Below are 20,049 nucleotides of genomic sequence, written 5' to 3'. Positions count from 1 at the left end.
GTCATGCCGGAATTTTATAGCTGGGTTCGTGCGTCGCCAGTTTGGCGCGCACGTGCCGCCAAAACTTCGTCATTGCGAGCGCAGCGAAGCAATCCAGCAATCTCTCCGCCGCGGCGGTCTGGATTGCTTCGTCGCAAGGGCTCCTCGCAATGACGGAGGATAGAGCTCAGGCCGGAATCCTCACCGGCAACGACTCATACCCCTTGATGAAGCTCGAATAGATCCGCTTGGGCTCGCCGACCACCTCGATGCGGTCGAAACGCTTCAGCATCTCTTCCCAGACGATCTTGAGCTGGAGCTCGGCGAGGCGCATGCCGACGCAGCGGTGGATGCCGAAGCCGAAGGAGAGGTGGGTGCGCGGCCGCGGGCGGTCGATGATGAATTCGTTCGGCCTCTCGAACATCTCCTCGTCGCGGTTGCCGGAGACGTACCACATCACGACGCGGTCGCCCTTCTTGATGTGTCTGCCGCCAACTTCAGTGTCCTGCAGTGCGGTGCGCCGCATATGTGCGAGCGGAGTCTGCCAGCGGATCACTTCGGGCACCATGGAATCGATCAGTTCCGGGTTGGCGCGCAGCCTGTCGTACTGCTCCGGGTTCTCGTTCAATGCCAGCACCGAGCCGGTCATGGTATTGCGCGTGGTGTCGTTGCCGCCGACGATGAGCAGGATGATGTTGCCCATGAGATTGTCGGGATCCATGAACCGCGTGGCGTCGTTGTGCGCCATCAGCGACAGCAAATCGTTGCGCGGCGCGGAGTTGACGCGCTCGTTCCAGAGCTTGGACATGTAGGCGTAGCATTCGTCCATCTCACGGCGGCGCTCTTCGGCCGAGGCAACAATGCCGCTCTTGGGTAGCGCGGTCGCGACATCTGACCAGCGCGTCAGCTTGCGCCGTTCTTCCCAGGGGAAGTCGAACAGGGTGGCCAGCATCTGCGTCGTCAGCTCGATCGAGACGCGCTCGACGAAATTGAAGGTCTCGTTGCGCGGCAGATTGTCGAGCACGGTCTGCGAGCGCTGGCGGATCAGTTTCGCCAGTTCGTCCAGATGAGTCGGCGTGAACATCGGCGACACCGTCTTGCGCTGCGACGAATGACGCGGCTGGTCCATGGCGATGAAGCTCGGCCAGTCATAACCTTCCGGCACGTCGCGGATGCCGATGCCGCCGAGCGTCGAGTCAGAGGAGAACAGGCCGTGGTTGGTGTCGACATGCATGATGTCGTCGTACTTCACCACCGACCAATACGGCTCGATCGGCGCGTTGGTGCAGTAATGCACCGGCTCTTCCTTGCGCAGCCGCTCGAACCACGGCCACAGGGTGTCATCCTGGAACAGCCTGGGCGCGCCCGGGTGGAACTGCGCCAGCGGCGTCGCATAGGCCTCCTCGCGGGCCCTGCGCATGCGTTCGGCCTTGTCCACTTGAACCGGCGCTTGGATGTTCATGGTCGTAGCTCCAGTGTTTCTCTTTCTTCGCCTCTCCCCGCTTGCGGGGAGAGGCCGGAATTCGCGCACCGCGCGGATTCCGGGTGAGAGGGACTCTCCGCGAGTCGGCGGCTACTTTTCTCGCGGATAGAGCCCCCTCACCCCGACCCTCTCTCCGTAGAACGGGGAGAGGGAGTAATCTCACGCCGCGATCTTCACCGGCAAGGTTTCGAGACCCTTCACGAAACTCGAATAGACCCGCTTGGGTTCGCCGACCACCTCGATATGGTCGAATCGCTTGAGGATCTCTTCCCAGATAATCTTGAGCTGGAGTTCGGCAAGCCGCAAGCCGACGCAGCGGTGGATGCCGAAGCCGAACGAGAGATGCGTGCGCGGCCGTGCGCGGTCAATGATGAATTCGTAGGGCTTTTCGATTGCGTCGGCGTCGCGGTTGCCCGAGACATACCACATCACGACCTTGTCACCTTTCTTGATCTGCTTGCCCCGGAACTCGAAGTCCGCAAGCGCGGTGCGCCGCATATGAGCCAGCGGCGTCTGCCAGCGGATCACTTCCGGCACGAAGCTGTCGAGCAGCGCGGGGTTTTCGCGCAGCTTGCGATATTGCTCGGGATGCTGGCTCAGCGCGTCGAGCGAGCCGGACATGGTGTTGCGGGTGGTGTCGTTGCCGCCGACGATCAGAAGGATGAGATTGCCGAGGAAGTTTTTCGCGTCCATGTCGCGCGTCGCGGCGCCATGCGCCATCATCGACAACAGGTCGCTCTTCGGCGGCTGCTCGATGCGCTCCTTCCACAGCCGCGCGAAATAGCCAGCGCATTCGGTGAGCTCGGCCTGACGCTCGTCTTCGGTGGTGACAAGGCCGTCGGGTCCGGGAATGGTGGTCGCGATGTCCGACCAGCGCGTCAGCTTGCGGCGGTCCTCCCAGGGGAAGTCGAACAGCACCGCGAGCATCTGCGTGGTGAGCTCGATCGAGACGCGGTCGACCCAGTCGAACACCTCGCCGCGCGGCAGATTGTCCAGGCACTCGGCCGAGCGCTTGCGGATGCTGAGCGCGAGATTGTCCAGATGCGTCGGCGTGAACATCGGCGCCACGGTCTTGCGCTGCGCCGCGTGGCGCGGCGGGTCCATCGAGATGAAGCTCTCGCGACGCAGTTCCGGATCGATGTCGCGGATGGTGATGCCGCCGAGCGAGGAGGCCGAGGAGAATACCGAATGATTGGTCTCGATCTCCATGATGTCGTTGTAGCGCGTCACCGACCAATACGGCCCGAACATCGAGTCCTTGCAATAGTGCACGGGATCTTCGCGGCGCAGGCGATCGAAATAGGGCCAGAACGTATCGGTCCTGAACAGCTCGGGGTCGCCCGGATCGAACTGCTCCAGCGGCAGTGACGTTGCGCGTGCGCGCAACGCGTCGAGCTTCGCCGCGCTTTCGATGGTCCCATGCATGACCGCTCTCCCTGACATAACCGCGCGTTCTCGTTGAATTCTGCGCTGCGGTATTTGATTTGCAATTACAGCCGGTTGTCTGCGCCGGAGCAAGGGCGAGTTTTGCCACATGGGTGTGAAGTAGCGCGGGGGGGGGGGAGGGCACTGCGGGGGTGGGGCGGGCCCGGCCGCGGGGGCGCGGGGGGGGGGGCGGGCCGCCGGGCGGCCGCCCCCGCAGGCCGCGCGCCGCCGGGCCCGCGCGGGCGCCGGGCCGCCGCAGGACCACATCGCCGCGCGGCGGGTCGCGCCCCGCGCGCGCCGGAGCGCGCTCGCAGAAGGCCAGATCGACGAGGCCACGGCCATGCTCGGCGCGCCCTGGTTCATCACCGGCGAGGTCATCCACGGCGAGAAGCGCGGCCGCGACCTCGGTTATCCCACCGCCAACATCCGCCTCGATGCCAATTGCGGCCTCAAGCACGGCATCTATGCGGTGCGGGTCGGCCGCGGCGCGGAGCGGCTGGACGGGGTGGCAAGCTTCGGCCGCCGCCCGACGTTTGATAATGGTGCGCCACTGCTGGAAATCTTCCTGTTCGACTTCAAGGGCGATCTTTACGGACAGACGCTCGACTGCGCCTTTATCGGCTTCATCCGCGAGGAGCTGAAATTTGACAGCCTGGAAGCCCTGATCCGCCAGATGGACGACGATTCCGCCCGCGCCAGGGCCATGCTCGCCGCCGCCCCGGACGCGTTTCCGAGGCTTGGCATCATCGATTGAGGCCGGAAACCGGCCCGCCGAACCTTTTGCGCTTCCCTTAGCCCCCTGCTATGGAGAGCCCATGTTTGCGCGGCGCATCATAGGGATTAGCGGCCCGGCTTCCGCCTGAGCCTTCGGCTCGGCGCAAGACCGGGATGTTGTCGTTTCACCCGCGATTCCGCATCGCCATCCGTTCCCGCGCCCTTCCGAGCCAGTCAGCCTCATGTCCGACAAGCCACAAAAGTCCCAAAAATCCGAAGCCAAAGACTATTCGAAAACCCTGTTCCTGCCGCAGACCGAATTCCCGATGCGCGCCGGCCTGCCGCAGCGCGAGCCGGAGCTGCTGAAATACTGGAACGACATCGGCCTCTACGACAGACTGCGCCAGCAAGCCCAGGGCCGCGCCAAATTCGTGCTGCATGACGGCCCGCCCTACGCCAACGGCAACATCCATATCGGGCACGCGCTGAACAAGATCCTCAAGGACGTCGTGACCAAGAGCCAGCAGATGCTCGGCTTCGACTCCAACTATGTGCCTGGCTGGGACTGCCACGGCCTGCCGATCGAATGGAAGATCGAGGAAGAGAACTACCGTTCCAAGGGCAAGCAGAAGCCCGATTTCCGCGACTCCGCCGCGATGGTGGCGTTCCGCAAGGAATGCCGCGCCTATGCGACGCATTGGATCAACGTGCAGCGCGAGGAATTCAAGCGGCTCGGCATCATCGGCGACTGGGATCATCCCTATCAGACGATGAGCTATCCCGCCGAAGCGCAGATCGCCCGCGAGCTGATGAAGTTCGCCGCCAACGGTACGCTGTATCGCGGCTCCAAGCCGGTGATGTGGAGCGTGGTCGAGAAGACCGCGCTCGCCGAGGCCGAGGTCGAGTACGAGGACTACACCTCCGACATGGTGTGGGTGAAGTTTCCCGTCACGTCCCCGGCACATGGTGTGCTCGCCAATGCTTCGGTCGTGATCTGGACCACCACGCCCTGGACACTGCCCGGCAACCGCGCGATCTCGTTCTCACCGAAGATCGCCTACGGCCTCTACAAGGTGACGGATGCTGCCGCGGACAATTGGGCGAAGACCGGCGATCTCCTGATCCTGGCCGACGCGCTTGCGGCAGAGGTGTTCAAGCAGGCGCGCGTCACGGCCTATGAGAAGCTGCGCGACATTCCCGGCGATACGCTGGACGCCGTGGAGTGCGCCCATCCCTTGCGCGGCCTCGATGGCGGTTACGCGTTTATCGTGCCGCTGCTCGCCGGCGAGCATGTCACCGACGATACCGGCACAGGCTTCGTGCACACCGCGCCGAGCCACGGCCGCGAGGACTTCGACGTCTGGATGGCCAATACCCGCGAGCTCGATGAGCGCGGCATCTCGACCGCGATCCCCTACACTGTCGACGAGAACGGCGCCTATACCGCGCAGGCCCCCGGCTTCACCGGCAAGCGCGTGCTCAACGACAAGGGCGAGAAGGGCGATGCCAATGAGGCCGTGATCAAGGCGTTGATCGAGGCCGGCAAGCTGCTCGCGCGCGGCCGCCTCAAGCACCAATATCCGCATTCCTGGCGCTCGAAGAAGCCGGTCATTTTCCGCAACACGCCGCAATGGTTCATCGCGATGGACAAGGACATCAGCGAAGATGGCCATGCCAAGAAGGGCGATACACTGCGGGCCCGCGCGCTGCATGCGATCTCGGTCACGCAATGGGTGCCGCCGTCGGGTGAGAACCGCATCAACGGCATGATCGCCAACCGCCCCGACTGGGTGATCTCGCGCCAGCGCGCCTGGGGCGTTCCGATCGCCGTGTTCGTGCGCGAGAAGAGCGACGGCTCGGCCGAGATCCTGCAGGACGAGATCGTCAACCAGCGCATCGCCGAGGCCTTCATGGAGGAAGGCGCCGACGCCTGGTACATGGAAGGCGCCCGCGAGCGCTTCCTTGGATCGCGCGCGAGCGAAGACTGGAAGAAGATCGACGACATCTGCGACGTCTGGTTCGATTCCGGCTCGACGCATGCATTCGTGCTCGAGGATCGCCAGAACTTCCCGCAGCTCGGCAACATCGTCCGCAAGGTCGATGGCGGCGACGACACCGTGATGTATCTGGAAGGCAGCGACCAGCATCGGGGCTGGTTTCATTCCTCGCTGCTGGAGAGCGCCGGCACGCGCGGCCGCGCGCCCTATGACATCGTGCTCACCCACGGCTTCACGCTCGACGAGAACGGCCGCAAGATGTCGAAGTCGATCGGCAACACCGTCGAGCCACAGAAGGTGATCAAGGATTCGGGCGCGGATATCCTGCGCCTGTGGGTCTGCGCCACTGACTATGCCGACGACCAGCGCATCGGCCCGGAGATCCTGAAGAACACCATCGAGACCTATCGCAAGCTGCGCAACACCGTGCGCTGGATGCTGGGAACGCTGGATCACTACAAGCCCGCCGACGCAGTCGCACCCGCCGACATGCCTGAGCTCGAACGGCTGATGCTGCACGAGCTCGCGGTCCGTGCTGCCGTCGTCCGCAAGGCCTATCAGGAGTTCGACTACAAGACGGTGGTCGCAACCTTGTCCGCATTCCTGAACAGTGAGCTCTCCGCGTTCTATTTCGACATCCGCAAGGACACGCTGTATTGCGATCCGCCCTCCTCGCCGACGCGCAAGGCGGCGCTGACCACGATCGATCTGTTGTGCAGCTCGATCCTGAAATGGCTGGCGCCGATCCTCAGCTTCACCGCGGAGGAAGCCTGGCGCATGTACAGGCCCGGCGCCGAGCCCTCGGTGCACCTGACGCAGTTTCCCGACGACCTCGAAAGCCTGCGCGACGACAAGCTCGCCGCGAAGTGGGAAGCGATCCGCAACGTCCGCCGCGTCGTCACCGGTGCGCTGGAGCTCGAACGCGCCGCCAAGAACATCGGCTCGTCGCTGGAGGCCTCGCCGGTGATCTATGTCGCCGACCGCGACATGCTTGCGACGCTGTTCGACACCGACCTCGCCGAGATCTGCATCACCTCGAACTACGAGGTGCGCGAGGACGAGGCGCCGCCTTCCGCATTCCGTCTCGATGCCGTTCCCGGCATCGCTGTCGTGGTGGAGAAGGCGGTCGGCACCAAATGCGCCCGTTCCTGGAAGATTTCGCCGACGGTGGGTGAAGACCCCGAATACCCCGACGTCACCCCGCGCGACGCCAAGGCGCTGCGCGAATGGAAGGCGCTGGGGGTGAGTGTCTAACTTCGTGTCGTCCCGGCGGAGGCCGGGACCCATAACCACGACCGCCGATTGCAGCGAAGGCTGATGACCACGAGTCCCTCAAACAACTTCCGCCTCGGAGTATGGGTCCCGGCCTTCGCCGGGACGACGGCGGTGTTTGTAGTGGAGATAGAGATCTCGCCTGCATGACCCCGCTCCGCGCCGGCATCCTCGCGGCCCTGCTCACGCTGGTGGCCGACCAGGCTTCAAAGCTCTGGCTGCTGAATGTGTTCGACCTTGCCCGTCGCGGCGCGGTCGAGGTGACGCCGTTCTTCGACCTGGTGCTGGCCTGGAACATCGGCATCAGCTTCGGCTGGCTCCAGAACGACGGCCAGGCTGCGCAACTGGCGCTGATGGCCGTGAAGGTCCTCGCCGTGGTTGCGCTGGCGATCTGGATGGCCCGCTCGCACACCCTGCTGGCAACCATCGCGCTCGGCCTGATCATCGGCGGCGCCATCGGCAATGGGATCGATCGCCTCGCCTATGGCGCGGTGGTCGATTTCGCCCTGTTCCACGTCGAGATCGGCGGAAATACCTATAACTGGTACGTGTTCAACCTCGCGGACGTGGCCATCGTTGCTGGCGTGGCGGCGCTATTGTATGATTCCTTCCTGGGGGTACCCGCCGCAAAAGCGCCCTGATCCCGGCCGATACGGACCGGCAGGCGGACCCTTGTTTTTGCGAGGGATTATGCCGCGCGAGAGCGGCAAACTGCCACAATTTGGAACAGGTACAGTGATGCGCAGCTCGAAGACCAGCAGTTCGATGGTTGGAGATCCCGGGCAAGGGTTCTGGCGGGCATTGAAATTGTCCGCTGTCGCACTCGGCATCGGTCTCGTCATGTCGGCTGGCGCCGCCCGCGCCGGTGACGACGGCGAGGACGATGACGATATGACCTTCGAAGAGAAGCTCATCGACAATCTGATGTCGGGCATCGGCGCCAAGAGCATGGAGAAGAAGGGTATTGAGTACCGCGAGCGGTCGCCGCTGGTGGTACCGCCCAAGCTCGACCTGCCGCCGCCCGCCGGTACCGAAGCCAAGAATGCGCCGAACTGGCCGAAGGACCCGGACGAAAAGCGCCGCAAGGAGGCCATCGCCCAGCGGAAAAAGGCCGTCAAGGCCACAGAGAACTGGCAGGCAGGCCGGACGTTGTCGCCCGCCGAGATGGAGGTCGGCAGGACAGCCGCACCCGAGCGCACGAGCAACGACCCCATCCAGCCGGGCACCAACGGCAACCCGTCGCTCAGCCCCGCCCAACTCGGTTTCACCGGCGGTCTGTGGGGCATGATGTCGAACAACAAGGGCGAGGCGAAGCAATTCACGACCGAGCCGCCGCGCCAGTCGCTGGTCGAGCCACCGCCGGGCTACCAGACGCCGTCGCCGAGCTACGCCTATGGCGCCGGAGAGGACAAGACGAGGCGGACCTATTTCGACATCATGTCCGGGAAGGACAAGGAACAATAACGCTCCTGTCACTTTGCGATATCCCGACAGACGCGGTCCCGCGCCGACGGCTCGTGCGCGCCGGACGCGGTCTTTAATTGCTTATCAGTAACTTGCGCCCGAGTTGAGTTCTCTGCTTCGTGACGCGAAGCGTTTGCCGCACGGTGTACCATGCCGTGCCTCCGAGCCGGACATCCGGGCTCGGCCTTTCATAAGGATCATGATGTCCTCTTACCGATCGGCTGCCCGCCTCCTTGCCGCGCTGCTTTCGACGAGTGTCCTCACGGCCGGCGCATCTCTTGCGCAGACCACGGTGACATCGGCTCCGCCCGCCAGCTTCACGCTTGGAAACGGCATGCAGGTCGTGGTGATTCCCGACCACCGCACGCCCGTCGTCACGGAAATGATCTGGTACAAGGTCGGCTCGGCGGACGAGACGCCGGGCAAGTCCGGGCTCGCGCACTTCCTCGAGCACCTGATGTTCAAGGGCACATCGAAGCATCCGGTCGGCGAATTCTCCCAGACCGTGCTCCGCGTCGGGGGCAACGAGAACGCCTCGACCTCGGTCGACTACACGAACTACTACCAGCGCGTGCCGAAAGAGCAGCTGCCGACCATGATGGAGTTCGAGGCCGACCGCATGACCGGCCTGATCCTCAAGGACGAGAACGTGCTGCCCGAGCGCGACGTGGTGCTCGAAGAATACAACATGCGCGTCGCCAACAATCCGGACGCGCGGCTGAACGAGCAGATCATGGCCGCGCTCTATCTCAACCATCCCTACGGCCGGCCGGTGATCGGCTGGCACCAGGAGATCGAGAAGCTCGATCGCGAGGATGCGCTCGCCTTCTACCGCCGCTTCTATGCGCCGAACAACGCGATCCTGGTGATCGCCGGCGACGTCGAGGCCGCCGACATCCGCCCGCTGGTGGAGCGCAATTTCGGGTCCATCCCGGCCCAACCCGCGATCCCGGCCCGCCGTGTCCGCCCGCAGGAGCCGGCGCCCGCGGCGCCGCGCACCGTGACCCTGGCGGATCCGCGCGTCGAGCAACCCGGCTTGCGGCGCTATTACCTGGTGCCCTCGGCGACCACGGCTGCGGCCGGCGAAAGCGCGGCCCTCGACGTGCTGGCGCAGCTAATGGGCAGCGGCAACAATTCCTATCTCTACCGTGCGCTCGTGGTCGACAAGCCGCTCGCGGTCTCCGCCAGCGCCAGTTATTCGAGCATCTCGCTCGACCCGACCCAGTTCGCGATCTCGGCTTCGCCCAAATCCGGCGTCAGCTTCGCCGAGATCGAGCAGGTGGTCGACGGCGTCATTGCCGACATCGCGCAGAATCCGATCCGTGCCGAGGATCTCGAGCGGGTCAAGACCCAGCTCATCGCCGAGGCGATCTACGCCCAGGACAACCAGGCGGTGCTGGCACGCTGGTATGGCGGCGCACTGACCACGGGCCTGTCGATCGAGGACATCCGGAGCTGGCCAGATCGCATCCGCGCGGTCACCGCCGAGCAGGTCCGCACCGTCGCGCAGAAATGGCTCGAGAAGAAGCGCTCAGTGACAGGCTATCTGATCAAGGACACCGCGACCACCAAACGCGAGGAGAAGCGTTCGTGACCTATCCCTTCCTTCGACGCATTGCGTTCTCCTTTGCCACCGGCGCGGCACTCGCGCTCGCTACCGTCTCGCCGTCGCAGGCGGCTGCAAAGATCCAGCACTTGACGTCGCCGGGCGGCATCGAGGCCTGGTTCGTGCAGGATGCGACCGTACCGCTGATCGCCATGGAATATTCCTTTGCCGGCGGCTCGGCCCAGGATCCCAAGGACAAGTCGGGCGTCGCCAATCTGGTCGGCGATCTCCTCGACGAAGGCTCCGGCGATCTCGATTCCAAGACCTTCCATGAGCGGCTCGATCGCCGCGCCATCGAGCTCTCCTTCTCCGCCACCCGCGACACGTTCCGCGGCAGCCTGCGCATGCTGCGCGACAACAAGGACGAGGCCTTCGACCTGCTGCGGAGCGCGCTGACCTCGCCGCATTTCGAAACCGCCGATGTCGAACGCATTCGCTCGCAGGTAATCTCGGGCCTGCGCCGCGAGACCACCAACCCGACCTCGCTGGCGAGCCGCAAATTCCTGGAAGTCGCCTTCGGCGAACATCCCTACGGCCGGCAGTCCAACGGCAACCTCGACAGCGTTCCGACCATCACGATCGCCGACATGAAGGACTATGTCGGCCGCGTGCTCGCCAAGGACACGCTGAAGATCGCGGTGGTTGGCGACGTTGATCCCGATACGCTCGGCAAGCTGCTCGACCACACGTTTGGCAGCCTGCCCGCCAAGGCCAATCTCGTGCCGGTCCCCGACGTCGAGGCCGCCAAGCCGCCGCAACGCGCCTTCGTGACGCTCGACGTTCCCCAGACCGTGATCACCTTCGGCGGCCCCGGGGTGAAGCGCAGCGATCCGAACTTCATGGCGGCCTATGTCGTCAACCACATCCTCGGCGGCGGCGGGTTGTCCTCGCGGCTTTATCGCGAGGTGCGCGAGAAGCGCGGGCTGGCCTATTCGGTGTTCGAATCGCTGCTCTGGATGGAGCATTCGGCGGTCTTCATCGGCAATACCGGCACCCGCGCCGACCGCGCAGGCGACACCATCGACGCCATCGACAAGGAAGTGCGTCGGATCGCCGAGGAAGGCCCGACGCAGAAGGAGCTCGATGAGGCCAAGTCCTACCTCAAGGGCTCGCAGATGCTGGCGCTCGATACCTCCTCGAAGCTCGCGCAGGCGCTGCTGCAATATCAGCAGGACAAGCTGCCGATCGACTACATCGAGAAGCGCAACGCCGTCGTCGATGCGGTCACCATGGATGACGCCAAGGCGGCCGCAAAGCGCCTCTGGGGCCAGGGCCTCCTGACCGTCGTCGTCGGCCGCGCTCCGCAGGCGGCGGCGCAACCGGCAGCCGCACCGGTGACGAAGTCGAACTGACGTCTTCCATACGCTTCCTGAAATGGCCGGGCTCGCCCGGCCATTTGCATTCCGGGCGCCATTGCCGAACCTAGGCGTCCGGGATATGTCCGGGCATCACGAATGGTGCCACCATGCTGCGGATATCCCGCGATCTCGTCATCGACGAGGACGACATCGAGATCGGCTTTGTCCGCGCCTCCGGCCCCGGCGGGCAGAACGTCAACAAGGTCGCGACCTCGGCGCAATTGCGCTTCGACACCCGCAAACTGACGCTGCCGGAGGATGCCGCGTTGCGCCTGGCCCGGCTCGCAGGGCAGCGCATGACCAAGGACGGCGTCATCGTGATCCAGGCCCAACGCTTCCGCACCCAGGAGCGCAACCGCCAGGACGCCATCGACCGCCTTACGGAGATGCTCGGCGAAGCCATGATCCGGCCGAAGCCACGGCGCGCGACAAAGCCGACCTTTGGGTCCAAGCAGCGCCGGCTCGAGGGCAAGAAGCGCCGCAGCGACATCAAGTCGAAGCGCGGCGGGCATTTCGAGGATTGACCGATTGACGAAAAAACCTCCGGCCGCAATGCGACCGGAGGTTTGCCGTTTCGCTGGCTGCGTCAGTAGCGCTTGCCGGTCGCAGCACCGCCCGACACGGAATCGTCAGCCGTGCCCTTATGCGTCGCGCTGCCGGTGGTGCCGACCGTGCCCTTCGTACCCTTGGTCGACTTCATGCCGACCTTCTCACCCGCGGCTCCCTGCTGTGCGCCGAGATCCTCTTCATCGCCGCTCGAGGCACCGCCCTGCATGGTCTTGCCCTGCGCGCTGCCACGCAACTTGGTGTCCGACGATGCGCCTTGTGCGAGAACCGGTCCCACCAGCAGTGCGGAAAGAGCGCATGCGATTACAGAGGTCTTCACTACCTTCATCCATTTCTCCTGGATTTTATTCGCGATGAGCGGTTGGTGTTTTCGCCGTTCGCCTGGACTGGACCATCCCATCGCGCAGAGAGCCGAACGGCGCAGTCGCCATGCAATCCGGATCGTGTGGTCATCGTTGAGGGATTTCGCGGCGGTTTCGCGGAATTGTGCTCCTCATATGCGGCGGTGCGGAACAAGTATGCGGACCGCGAACGCGACGCTCGGGCTCGCGGGGTCGTCAACGACGGCCCCCGCGACCGGCGCGATCGTCCAATGTCTTCAGTGCGATAGGCCCCCCTTTTCCCCAGGGCGCCACGCGCCTGTTGCTCACCACATGCTTTTGACGCAACACGGCCTAGAATAGCGTCCCGAATCTGAAATCGAACTCATGCCCGTCCGCCAATTGCCAGAACAGATCGTCAACCGCATCGCCGCCGGCGAGGTGGTCGAGCGTCCCGCGAGCGTGGTCAAGGAACTGGTCGAGAACGCCATCGATGCCGGCGCCAGCCGCATCGACGTCTTTACCGATGGCGGCGGGCGCCGGCGTATCGGCATCACCGACGACGGCGGCGGCATGACCGCCAGGGACCTCTCACTGGCGGTCGAGCGTCACGCCACCTCCAAGCTCGACGACGAGGACCTGCTGCAGATCCGCACGCTCGGATTCCGCGGCGAGGCGCTGCCCTCGATCGGCTCTGTGGCGCGGCTCTCCATCACCACGCGGCATGCCAGCGAGCCGCATGCCTGGGCGCTCAATGTCGAGGGCGGCGAGAAGTCCGAGATCATGCCGGCCGCGCTCGCGCACGGCACGCGGGTCGAGGTCAATGACCTCTTCTACGCCACGCCGGCGCGGCTGAAGTTCTTGAAGACCGACCGGACCGAGGCGGAAGCGATCCGTGAGGTGGTGCGGCGCCTCGCGATGGCGCGGCCCGAAATCGCTTTCACGCTCGCGGGCGAAGAGCGCGCCCCGGTGACCTGGGCTGCCGCACTGCCCGGCGTCGCCGGTCGCCTCACGCGTCTCGGCGACATCCTGGGGGCAGAGTTCCGCAGCCATGCCATCGAGGTCCATGCCGAGCGCGAGGGCGTGGTGGTCGCCGGCTATGCCGCAGCGCCCGCGCTGACCAAAGCCAACGCGCTTGGGCAATATCTCTTCGTCAACGGCCGCCCGGTGCGCGACAAGCTGATCTTAGGGGCGGTACGCGGGGCCTATGCCGATTATCTGCCGCGCGATCGTCATCCGGTGCTGGCGCTGTTCGTCACGCTCGATCCGCGCGAGGTCGACGCCAACGTGCATCCGGCCAAGACCGAGGTGCGCTTCCGCAACGCCGGCCTCGTCCGCGCGCTGATCGTGCACGGATTGAAGGAAGGGCTTGCACGGGAGGGCCGGCGTACGGCCGCCAACAGCGGCGAGAGCGCGCTGTCGTCGTTCCGCCCCGCATTCACGCCGCGCCCGGCAAGCTGGGACTGGCGGGCGTCGCCATCCGCCCCGGTCGCGCCGATGCCGTCATTCGATGGCTCCGCCGTGCCCGCCTTCGCCGAGCGCGCACAGTCCGCGTTCGACGTCGGTGCGCCCAGTGCGGACGTGCGGATCGAAACGCAGCCCGCCGGCGACCTGGTCGACCGTCCGCTCGGCGCGGCGCGCACGCAGATCCACGAAACCTATATCGTCTCGCAGACCCGCGATGGCCTCATCATCGTCGACCAGCACGCTGCGCATGAACGCATCGTCTACGAGCGGCTGAAGGCTTCGCTGGCAGCCAACGGCGTGCAGCGGCAGATCCTGCTGATCCCCGAGATCGTCGAGATGGACGAGGCCACGGTGGAGCGCCTGCTGGAGCGCAGCGAGGAGCTGGGGTCGTTTGGTCTTGCGATCGAATCCTTCGGCCCCGGCGCGGTCGCGGTGCGCGAGACGCCGTCGCTGCTGGGTAAGACCAATGCGGGCGGGCTGTTGCGCGATCTTTCCGAGCATATGGCCGAGTGGGACGAGGCGCTGCCTCTGGAGCGCCGCCTGATGCACGTCGCTGCCACCATGGCCTGCCACGGCTCGGTGCGCGCCGGCCGCAGGCTGCGGCCGGAGGAGATGAACGCCCTGCTCCGCGAGATGGAGAACACCCCGAACTCCGGCCAGTGCAATCACGGCCGCCCGACCTATGTCGAGCTGAAGTTGAGCGACGTGGAGAAGCTGTTCGGACGGAGGTAATTCGAAATTACGGTCGCTTCAAAAGCACGAATTCCGTGTCGTCATAAGGGCGCCGCTCCAATTCCTCGAAGCCTTCCGGCGTGACGAACTGCGCAGCCTTCGCCTCTTCCACGACGAGCAGCGCGCCCGGCGTCAGCCAGCCGCCGTCGCGCAGGCTCGCAAGCGCCTTCTCCGCAAACCCCTTGCCATAGGGCGGATCGAGGAACACCAGCGAGAACGGCTCGACCGGATGCGCAGGCCCGAGATCGGTCGCATCACGACGATAGACTTTTGTCACGCCACCCAAGCCCAGCGTCTCGACATTATTCCGCAGCAGGGCGCGCGCCTCCGCGCCGTTGTCGACGAACAGCACGAATTTCGCGCCGCGTGACGACGCCTCGATGCCCAGCGCGCCGGTGCCGGCGAAGAGATCGAGCACGCGCGCATCCGCAATCGGATCGTCATAGGCGTGCACGAGGATGTTGAACACGGACTCGCGCAGGCGGTCCGCCGTGGGGCGGATGTCGCGCGAGGACGGTGAGGCCAGATTGCGCCCCTTCAATCGACCGCCGACGACGCGCAACGTCAGTCCTCCTTCGGCGCCAGATCGCGCTTGCCGTGATAGCCGCGCTTGGGACGGCGCGGCGGGCCGTAGCCGCTGGCCTCAGCCTCGTTGCGCTCGCGCGCTTCCTCGCTGCCGGTGCGTTGCACCAGGACGCGGCGGCCCTTGCGGTCGTTGATTACGCCGCGCTTGCTCGCGGGCTTCTTCTCGCGCGGCGCGTCGTCTCCCTCATGCGAGGCAGATTTCTGCGGCACGTCGAACTGCGCACCCGATTTCTCGATGATCTTTTCGCCGAGCTGGTCGCGCAGCACGCGGGACTTGATCTCCTCGACCTGGCCCTCGGGGACCTCGCCGAGCTGGAACGGGCCGTAGGAGACCCGGATCAGCCGGTTCACCTCGAGTCCAAGATGGGCGCAGACATTGCGCACTTCGCGGTTCTTGCCCTCGCGGATCGCGAAAACCAGCCAGACATTGGCGCCCTGGTCACGCTCCAGCGTGGCGTCGATCGGACCGTATTTGACGCCCTCGATCTCGATGCCGTTCTTCAGCTCGTCGAGCTGCGCCTGCGTGACGTCGCCATGGGCGCGGACACGGTAGCGGCGCAGCCAGCCGGTGTCCGGCAGCTCGAGCGTGCGCGCGAGCCCGCCATCATTGGTGAGCAGCAGCAGGCCCTCGGTGTTGAAGTCGAGCCGGCCGACGCTGATCAGCCGCGGCAGGCCTTCGGGCAGATTGTCGAATACGGTCGGACGCCCCTCGGGATCGTCATGGGTCGTCATCAGGCCGCGCGGCTTATGATAGAGGAACAGCCGCGTGCGCTCGCGCTCCGGCAACGGCTTGCCATCCACGGTGACGACATCGTTCGAGGTGATGTCGAGCGCCGGCGAGTTGATGACACGACCGTTGACGCTGACGCGGCCCTGCGTGACCATCTCCTCGGCATCGCGGCGCGAGGCAAGGCCCGCACGCGACAGCACCTTGGCGATACGCTCGCCAGCTTTCTTCGGCTTGACCTCTTCCTCGCGGCGCGGCCGCCGCTCGGAATCACGATCGCGCTCGCGATAGGCGCCGCGACCGCCGAAGGCCGGACGCTTCTCGAAGATCCTGCTCTCGTCCTCGTTTTCGCGGCGTGGACGATCGCCGGTGCGAGCTTCGCTGCGGGGATGCTCGTGCCAGTCGGAGCGGCCCTCGGAGCGCTCGCGCGGACGATCGAATTTCGGGCGATCGCCGCCGCGATCGAACCTGGGACGATCATCGCGGGGGCGATCGAATTTAGGCCGCTCGCGGAATGGACGGTCACCTGATGGACGATCGTCGCGCGAACGCGAAAAGCGCGGACGGTCGTCGCCGCCGCCTTGCCGATCGTCGCGCTTCTGCCAAGGCTTGTCCTGACCGCGGTCGCTGCCGCCAAAATCCTTGCGCGGACCCTTGCTGAAGTCCTTGCGCGGCGGCCGGTCGCCGCGTGGGGCCGCATCGCGCTTCTGCCAGGGTTTCGAATCGCTGCGCTCGCTGCGATTGCGGTCCGGTGCGCCGCGCGAAAACTTTCGCTCGCCATCGAACTTGCGTTCCGGACGGTCGCCACGCGGCGCGTAAGGTCGCTTGTCGCCAAACTTCGTGTCACCGGTTCGGCCGGCCGGACGGGAATCGTCGCGATCCCTGCGCGGCGGACGGTCATCACGGCCATAGGACGGGCGATCACCGCGCGGCTTGAACGGCCGCTTCTCGCCATCGCGCGAGGGGCGATCAGAAAATGGGCGGTCGCCACGGGGCTTGAAGGGGCGCTTCTCGCCGTCGCGCGACGGACGATCCGAAAACGGACGGTCTTCACGCGGCTTGAAGGGCCGATCGCCACGCGGCTTGAAGCTGCGCTCACCACGATCTTCGCCGCGCGGCCGGTCTTCCCGATTGAACTTCGGACGGTCGCTGAAGTCGCGGCGCGGGGCATCGCCCTCCTCGCGGCGGCGGACCGGTCGGCTGTCACGGTCGCCGCGGGGCGGGCGGCTGTCGCCCTTGCCCTCGAAGCCGCGCTTGGCGAACTTCTTCTCGGGGCCCCGCGCCTTGCCGGAACGGCCGCCCTTGGCCGGGCCGCGATCACGACGGCCGCGGGAATCGTTGTCTTTGTCGCTGTCGCGAGGCATGAATAATCTCACTCAGGGGGTGGCCAGAAAGCATTGTGCGCGCTCGTTTCGAGCCGCATGCTCAGGCAAATTCGGTAAGCACTTCTGCTGAAGGCGCAGCTACTAGCAGGTTTCTCGCGATGATACGAGGCTTGAAAGCCCCCTCTTTCATGGATTTGGCGCTCAAAACGGCCGAAAACGCCGGAAAGGCGGGCGAAGTTCCGATCGGATGCGTCGTGGTCCGCAATTACGAGGTCATCGCCACCGCGGCGAACCGGACGCTGACCGACTACGACCCCACGGCGCATGCCGAGATCGTTGCGCTGCGCGAGGCGGCCAAAAAGATCGGCAGCGAGCGCCTGGTCGACTGCGACCTCTACGTGACGCTGGAGCCCTGCACCATGTGTGCGGGCGCGATCTCGTTTGCAAGGGTGAGGCGCCTGTATTACGGCGCCGCCGACCCCAAGGGCGGCGCGGTTGAATCAGGCGTGCGGTTCTTCACCTCGCCGACCTGCCATCACGTCCCGGATGTCTATTCCGGGGTCGGCGAAAGCGAGGCGGCGCGGCTGCTCAAGGACTTCTTTCGCGAGCGGCGCTAAGGCGCGGCAAAGAACTCGCGCAGCGCCTTCGCGGTCACATCCGGGTTCTCCTCGGTGAGGAAGTGTCCGGAATCCACCGGCATGCCATCCACGTTGGTCGCCCATTGCTTCCAGATGTCGAGCGGGGTGGCGGCGGCTTGCGCCACGCCGGCGTTGCCCCACAGCGCCAGCATCGGAATCGTGATCTTCTTGCCGGCCTCGAAATCGGCCTTGTCGAGATCGTAGTCGAAATAGGCACCGGCGCGATAATCCTCGCACATCGCATGCACGCGGGCGGGGTCGCGGAATGGGGCGATGTAGTGTTCGAGCGCGCGCTCGTCGATGGCGTCGAGCGTCTTCGACCTGGTCTGGCTTGCCATCTTGAAGCGGAGGAAGAACTCGCCGTTGCTCGCGACCAGCGTCTCCGGCAACGGGGCCGGCTGCGCCAGAAAAGTCCAGTGATAGATCTTCAGCGCGTAGGCGCGGTTCATCCGCTCCCAGTAATTATAGGTCGGCAGGATATCGAGCACCGCGAGCTTCGACAGCCGGCCGGGATGATCGAGCGCCAGCCGATACGAGACGCGGCCGCCGCGATCGTGGCCGGCGAGCGCGAAGTGCACGTGGCCGAGGCGCTCCATCGCCTCGACCATGGCCTTGGCCATCGCGCGCTTGCTGTAGGGGATGTGCAGCGCGTCGCTCTCGGGCATGTCGGACCAGCCATAGCCGGGCAGATCGGCGATGATCAGCGTGAACTGGTCGGCAAGCTGCGGCGCGACGCGGTGCCACATCACGTTGGTCTCGGAGAAGCCGTGCAGCAGCAACAGCGGCGGTCCCTTGCCGCCGACGCGGGCGAAGATGCGGCCGAAGGAGCTGTTGATCCATTCGGAGGCGAAGCCGGGATAGAGGTCGGCGAGATCGGACATCTTTTGCATCCTTATCTGTCAGCGTGGGATCTGCTCGGTGTTGAGAATGCCCCAAAACAAAAAAGTCGAAAAACAACCCCATGCACAGTAGCTAAGTCCAACAGGGCCTACACAATTTCGGAGTGCCGACGGCGCGGCCGCTCATTGCGCGCGCGTGCGAAAAAAGCCTGTCAGCTCTTGGCCTTCTCGGCGTCCACCGCCTGCCAGCCGATGTCGCGGCGGCAAAAACCTTCCGGCCAATTGATGCGGTCGACGGCCTGATAGGCGCGGCCTTGCGCCTCCGTCACGGTCTTGCCGAGCGCGCAGACATTGAGCACGCGGCCGCCATTGGCGAGGATGGCGCCGTCCTTCTCGACCGTGCCGGCGTGGAAGATCTCGGCGGTCTCGACCTTGGCGGCGTCGTCGAGCCCCTCGATCGGCGTGCCTTTCTGATAGTCGCCGGGATAGCCCTTCGCCGCCATCACCACCGTGAGCGCGGCCTCCGGATGCCAGCGCAGGTCGAAGTTCTTCAGCTGCCCGTCGCAGGCGGCGAGGAAAGCCGGCACGATGTCCGACATCATCCTGAGCATCAGCACCTGGCACTCGGGATCGCCGAAGCGCACGTTGAACTCGAACAGTTTCGGCCCCTGCGTCGTCAGCATAATCCCGGCGTAGAGGATGCCGCGGAACGGCGTGCCGCGCTGCTTCATGCCTGATACCGTCGGCAGGATGATCTTGGCCATGATCGCGTCGTGGATCGCCGGCGTCACCAGCGGCGTCGGCGAATAGGCGCCCATGCCGCCGGTGTTCGGACCGACGTCATGGTCGAACACGCGCTTGTGGTCCTGCGCGGACGCCAGCGGAATGGCGGTCTCGCCGTCGCACAGCGCGAAGAAGCTGATCTCGCGGCCCGGCAGAAACTCCTCGATCACGACCTCGGCGCCGGCCTCGCCGAAGCCGCCCTCGAACATCATGGCGATGGCGTCCTCGGCCTCGCGCACCGACTTGGCGACGACGACGCCCTTGCCGGCGGCAAGGCCGTCGGCCTTGACCACGATCGGCGCGCCCTGGCTCTGGACGTAGGCGCGCGCATCGGCGGCGTTGGTGAATCGCCTGTAGGCGCCGGTCGGAATGCCGAATTCAGTGCACAGCGCCTTGGTGAAGCCCTTCGAGCTTTCGAGCTGGGCGGGGATCCTGTTCGGCCCGAACGCCTTGATGCCGGCGGCGGTGAGGTCATCGACGATCCCGGCCGCCAGCGGCGTCTCCGGGCCGACCACCACGAGCTCGACGGCATTCGCCTTGCAGAAGGCGATCACGGCGCCATGGTCGGCGACATCGAGCGCCACGCATTCCGCCTCGCGCGCGATCCCGGCATTGCCCGGCGCGCACCAGAATTTGGTCACCAGGGGAGAGGCTGCGATCTTCCACGCCAGAGCATGTTCGCGGCCGCCGGAACCGAGCAGGAGAATGTGCATCGAAGGCTCAGAAATGAGGGGTTTGGCTGGGGGCGGAGGTCGCACGAATCGGGGT

15 protein-coding genes and 1 pseudogene are annotated in these 20,049 nt (G+C 65.4%); 9 read left to right on the top strand and 7 right to left on the bottom strand.

Annotated elements, in window-relative coordinates:
- Window positions 1-166: 166 nt before the first annotated feature.
- A complete protein-coding gene (locus AC0L3K_RS26555) occupies window positions 167-1,441 on the bottom strand; it encodes a cytochrome P450 (RefSeq protein ID WP_473367164.1) in 1,275 nt (424 codons plus the stop codon).
- Window positions 1,442-1,621: 180 nt separating this feature from the next.
- Window positions 1,622-2,887 (bottom strand): cytochrome P450, encoded by a 1,266-nt coding sequence (locus tag AC0L3K_RS26550; protein WP_473367163.1) that lies wholly within the window; start codon window positions 2,885-2,887, stop codon window positions 1,622-1,624.
- Window positions 2,888-3,179: 292 nt separating this feature from the next.
- On the opposite strand from AC0L3K_RS26550, the pseudogene AC0L3K_RS26545 reads away from it, so the two are divergent.
- The 7 genes and pseudogenes from AC0L3K_RS26545 to arfB form a co-directional block, all read left to right on the top strand.
- Window positions 3,180-3,641: pseudogene (locus tag AC0L3K_RS26545) on the top strand (riboflavin kinase); the annotation flags it as partial.
- A 202-nt stretch (window positions 3,642-3,843) separates the two neighbouring features.
- Window positions 3,844-6,852, top strand: a complete 3,009-nt coding sequence (gene ileS / locus AC0L3K_RS26540; RefSeq protein ID WP_473367162.1) for an isoleucine--tRNA ligase — start codon at window positions 3,844-3,846, stop codon at window positions 6,850-6,852.
- Between the two features lie 164 nt (window positions 6,853-7,016).
- Window positions 7,017-7,511, top strand: a complete 495-nt coding sequence (gene lspA / locus AC0L3K_RS26535; RefSeq protein ID WP_354168566.1) for a signal peptidase II — start codon at window positions 7,017-7,019, stop codon at window positions 7,509-7,511.
- A 97-nt stretch (window positions 7,512-7,608) separates the two neighbouring features.
- Window positions 7,609-8,334, top strand: a complete 726-nt coding sequence (locus AC0L3K_RS26530) for a hypothetical protein (protein WP_007596887.1) — start codon at window positions 7,609-7,611, stop codon at window positions 8,332-8,334.
- A 199-nt stretch (window positions 8,335-8,533) separates the two neighbouring features.
- Entirely contained in the window at window positions 8,534-9,928 is a 1,395-nt protein-coding gene (locus AC0L3K_RS26525; RefSeq protein ID WP_473367161.1) for a M16 family metallopeptidase, read from the top strand.
- Window positions 9,925-11,292 carry a M16 family metallopeptidase gene (locus tag AC0L3K_RS26520; RefSeq protein ID WP_473367160.1) on the top strand — a complete coding sequence of 456 codons (1,368 nt, stop codon included), beginning with the start codon at window positions 9,925-9,927 and terminating at the stop codon, window positions 11,290-11,292. Before AC0L3K_RS26525 ends, AC0L3K_RS26520 begins: the two co-directional genes overlap by 4 nt.
- Before the next feature lie 113 nt (window positions 11,293-11,405).
- Window positions 11,406-11,822: an alternative ribosome rescue aminoacyl-tRNA hydrolase ArfB gene (gene arfB, locus AC0L3K_RS26515; protein WP_007596892.1), complete on the top strand. Its 417-nt coding sequence runs from the start codon at window positions 11,406-11,408 to the stop codon at window positions 11,820-11,822.
- 62 nt (window positions 11,823-11,884) lie between these two features.
- Here the strand turns inward: arfB and AC0L3K_RS26510 are convergent, their stop codons facing one another.
- Window positions 11,885-12,193 (bottom strand): hypothetical protein, encoded by a 309-nt coding sequence (locus AC0L3K_RS26510; RefSeq protein WP_219685625.1) that lies wholly within the window; start codon window positions 12,191-12,193, stop codon window positions 11,885-11,887.
- Window positions 12,194-12,572: 379 nt separating this feature from the next.
- Between AC0L3K_RS26510 and mutL the strand changes: the two genes are divergently transcribed.
- Window positions 12,573-14,384, top strand: a complete 1,812-nt coding sequence (gene mutL / locus AC0L3K_RS26505; RefSeq protein WP_473367159.1) for a DNA mismatch repair endonuclease MutL — start codon at window positions 12,573-12,575, stop codon at window positions 14,382-14,384.
- Between the two features lie 7 nt (window positions 14,385-14,391).
- Here the strand turns inward: mutL and rsmD are convergent, their stop codons facing one another.
- Complete coding sequence (gene rsmD, locus AC0L3K_RS26500; RefSeq protein ID WP_219685627.1) at window positions 14,392-14,946, bottom strand: 16S rRNA (guanine(966)-N(2))-methyltransferase RsmD; 555 nt, start codon at window positions 14,944-14,946, stop codon at window positions 14,392-14,394.
- A gap of 2 nt (window positions 14,947-14,948) precedes the next feature.
- Window positions 14,949-17,060 (bottom strand): pseudouridine synthase, encoded by a 2,112-nt coding sequence (locus tag AC0L3K_RS26495; RefSeq protein ID WP_473367158.1) that lies wholly within the window; start codon window positions 17,058-17,060, stop codon window positions 14,949-14,951.
- Window positions 17,061-17,179: 119 nt separating this feature from the next.
- On the opposite strand from AC0L3K_RS26495, the gene AC0L3K_RS26490 reads away from it, so the two are divergent.
- On the top strand, window positions 17,180-17,638 hold the full coding sequence (locus tag AC0L3K_RS26490) for a nucleoside deaminase (protein ID WP_007596901.1): 459 nt from the start codon (window positions 17,180-17,182) through the stop codon (window positions 17,636-17,638).
- Here the strand turns inward: AC0L3K_RS26490 and AC0L3K_RS26485 are convergent.
- Both AC0L3K_RS26485 and purD read right to left on the bottom strand, forming a co-directional pair.
- Entirely contained in the window at window positions 17,635-18,540 is a 906-nt protein-coding gene (locus AC0L3K_RS26485; RefSeq protein WP_473367157.1) for an alpha/beta fold hydrolase, read from the bottom strand. The genes AC0L3K_RS26490 and AC0L3K_RS26485 overlap by 4 nt on opposite strands.
- 170 nt (window positions 18,541-18,710) lie before the next feature.
- On the bottom strand, window positions 18,711-19,994 hold the full coding sequence (purD, locus tag AC0L3K_RS26480; RefSeq protein ID WP_473367156.1) for a phosphoribosylamine--glycine ligase: 1,284 nt from the start codon (window positions 19,992-19,994) through the stop codon (window positions 18,711-18,713).
- Window positions 19,995-20,049 lie beyond the last annotated feature (55 nt).

This window comes from Bradyrhizobium sp. MI1.10, from assembly GCF_055811035.1.
The sequence above is the reverse complement of the archived record's forward strand: the minus strand, read 5'-3'. Positions and strand labels throughout refer to the sequence as shown.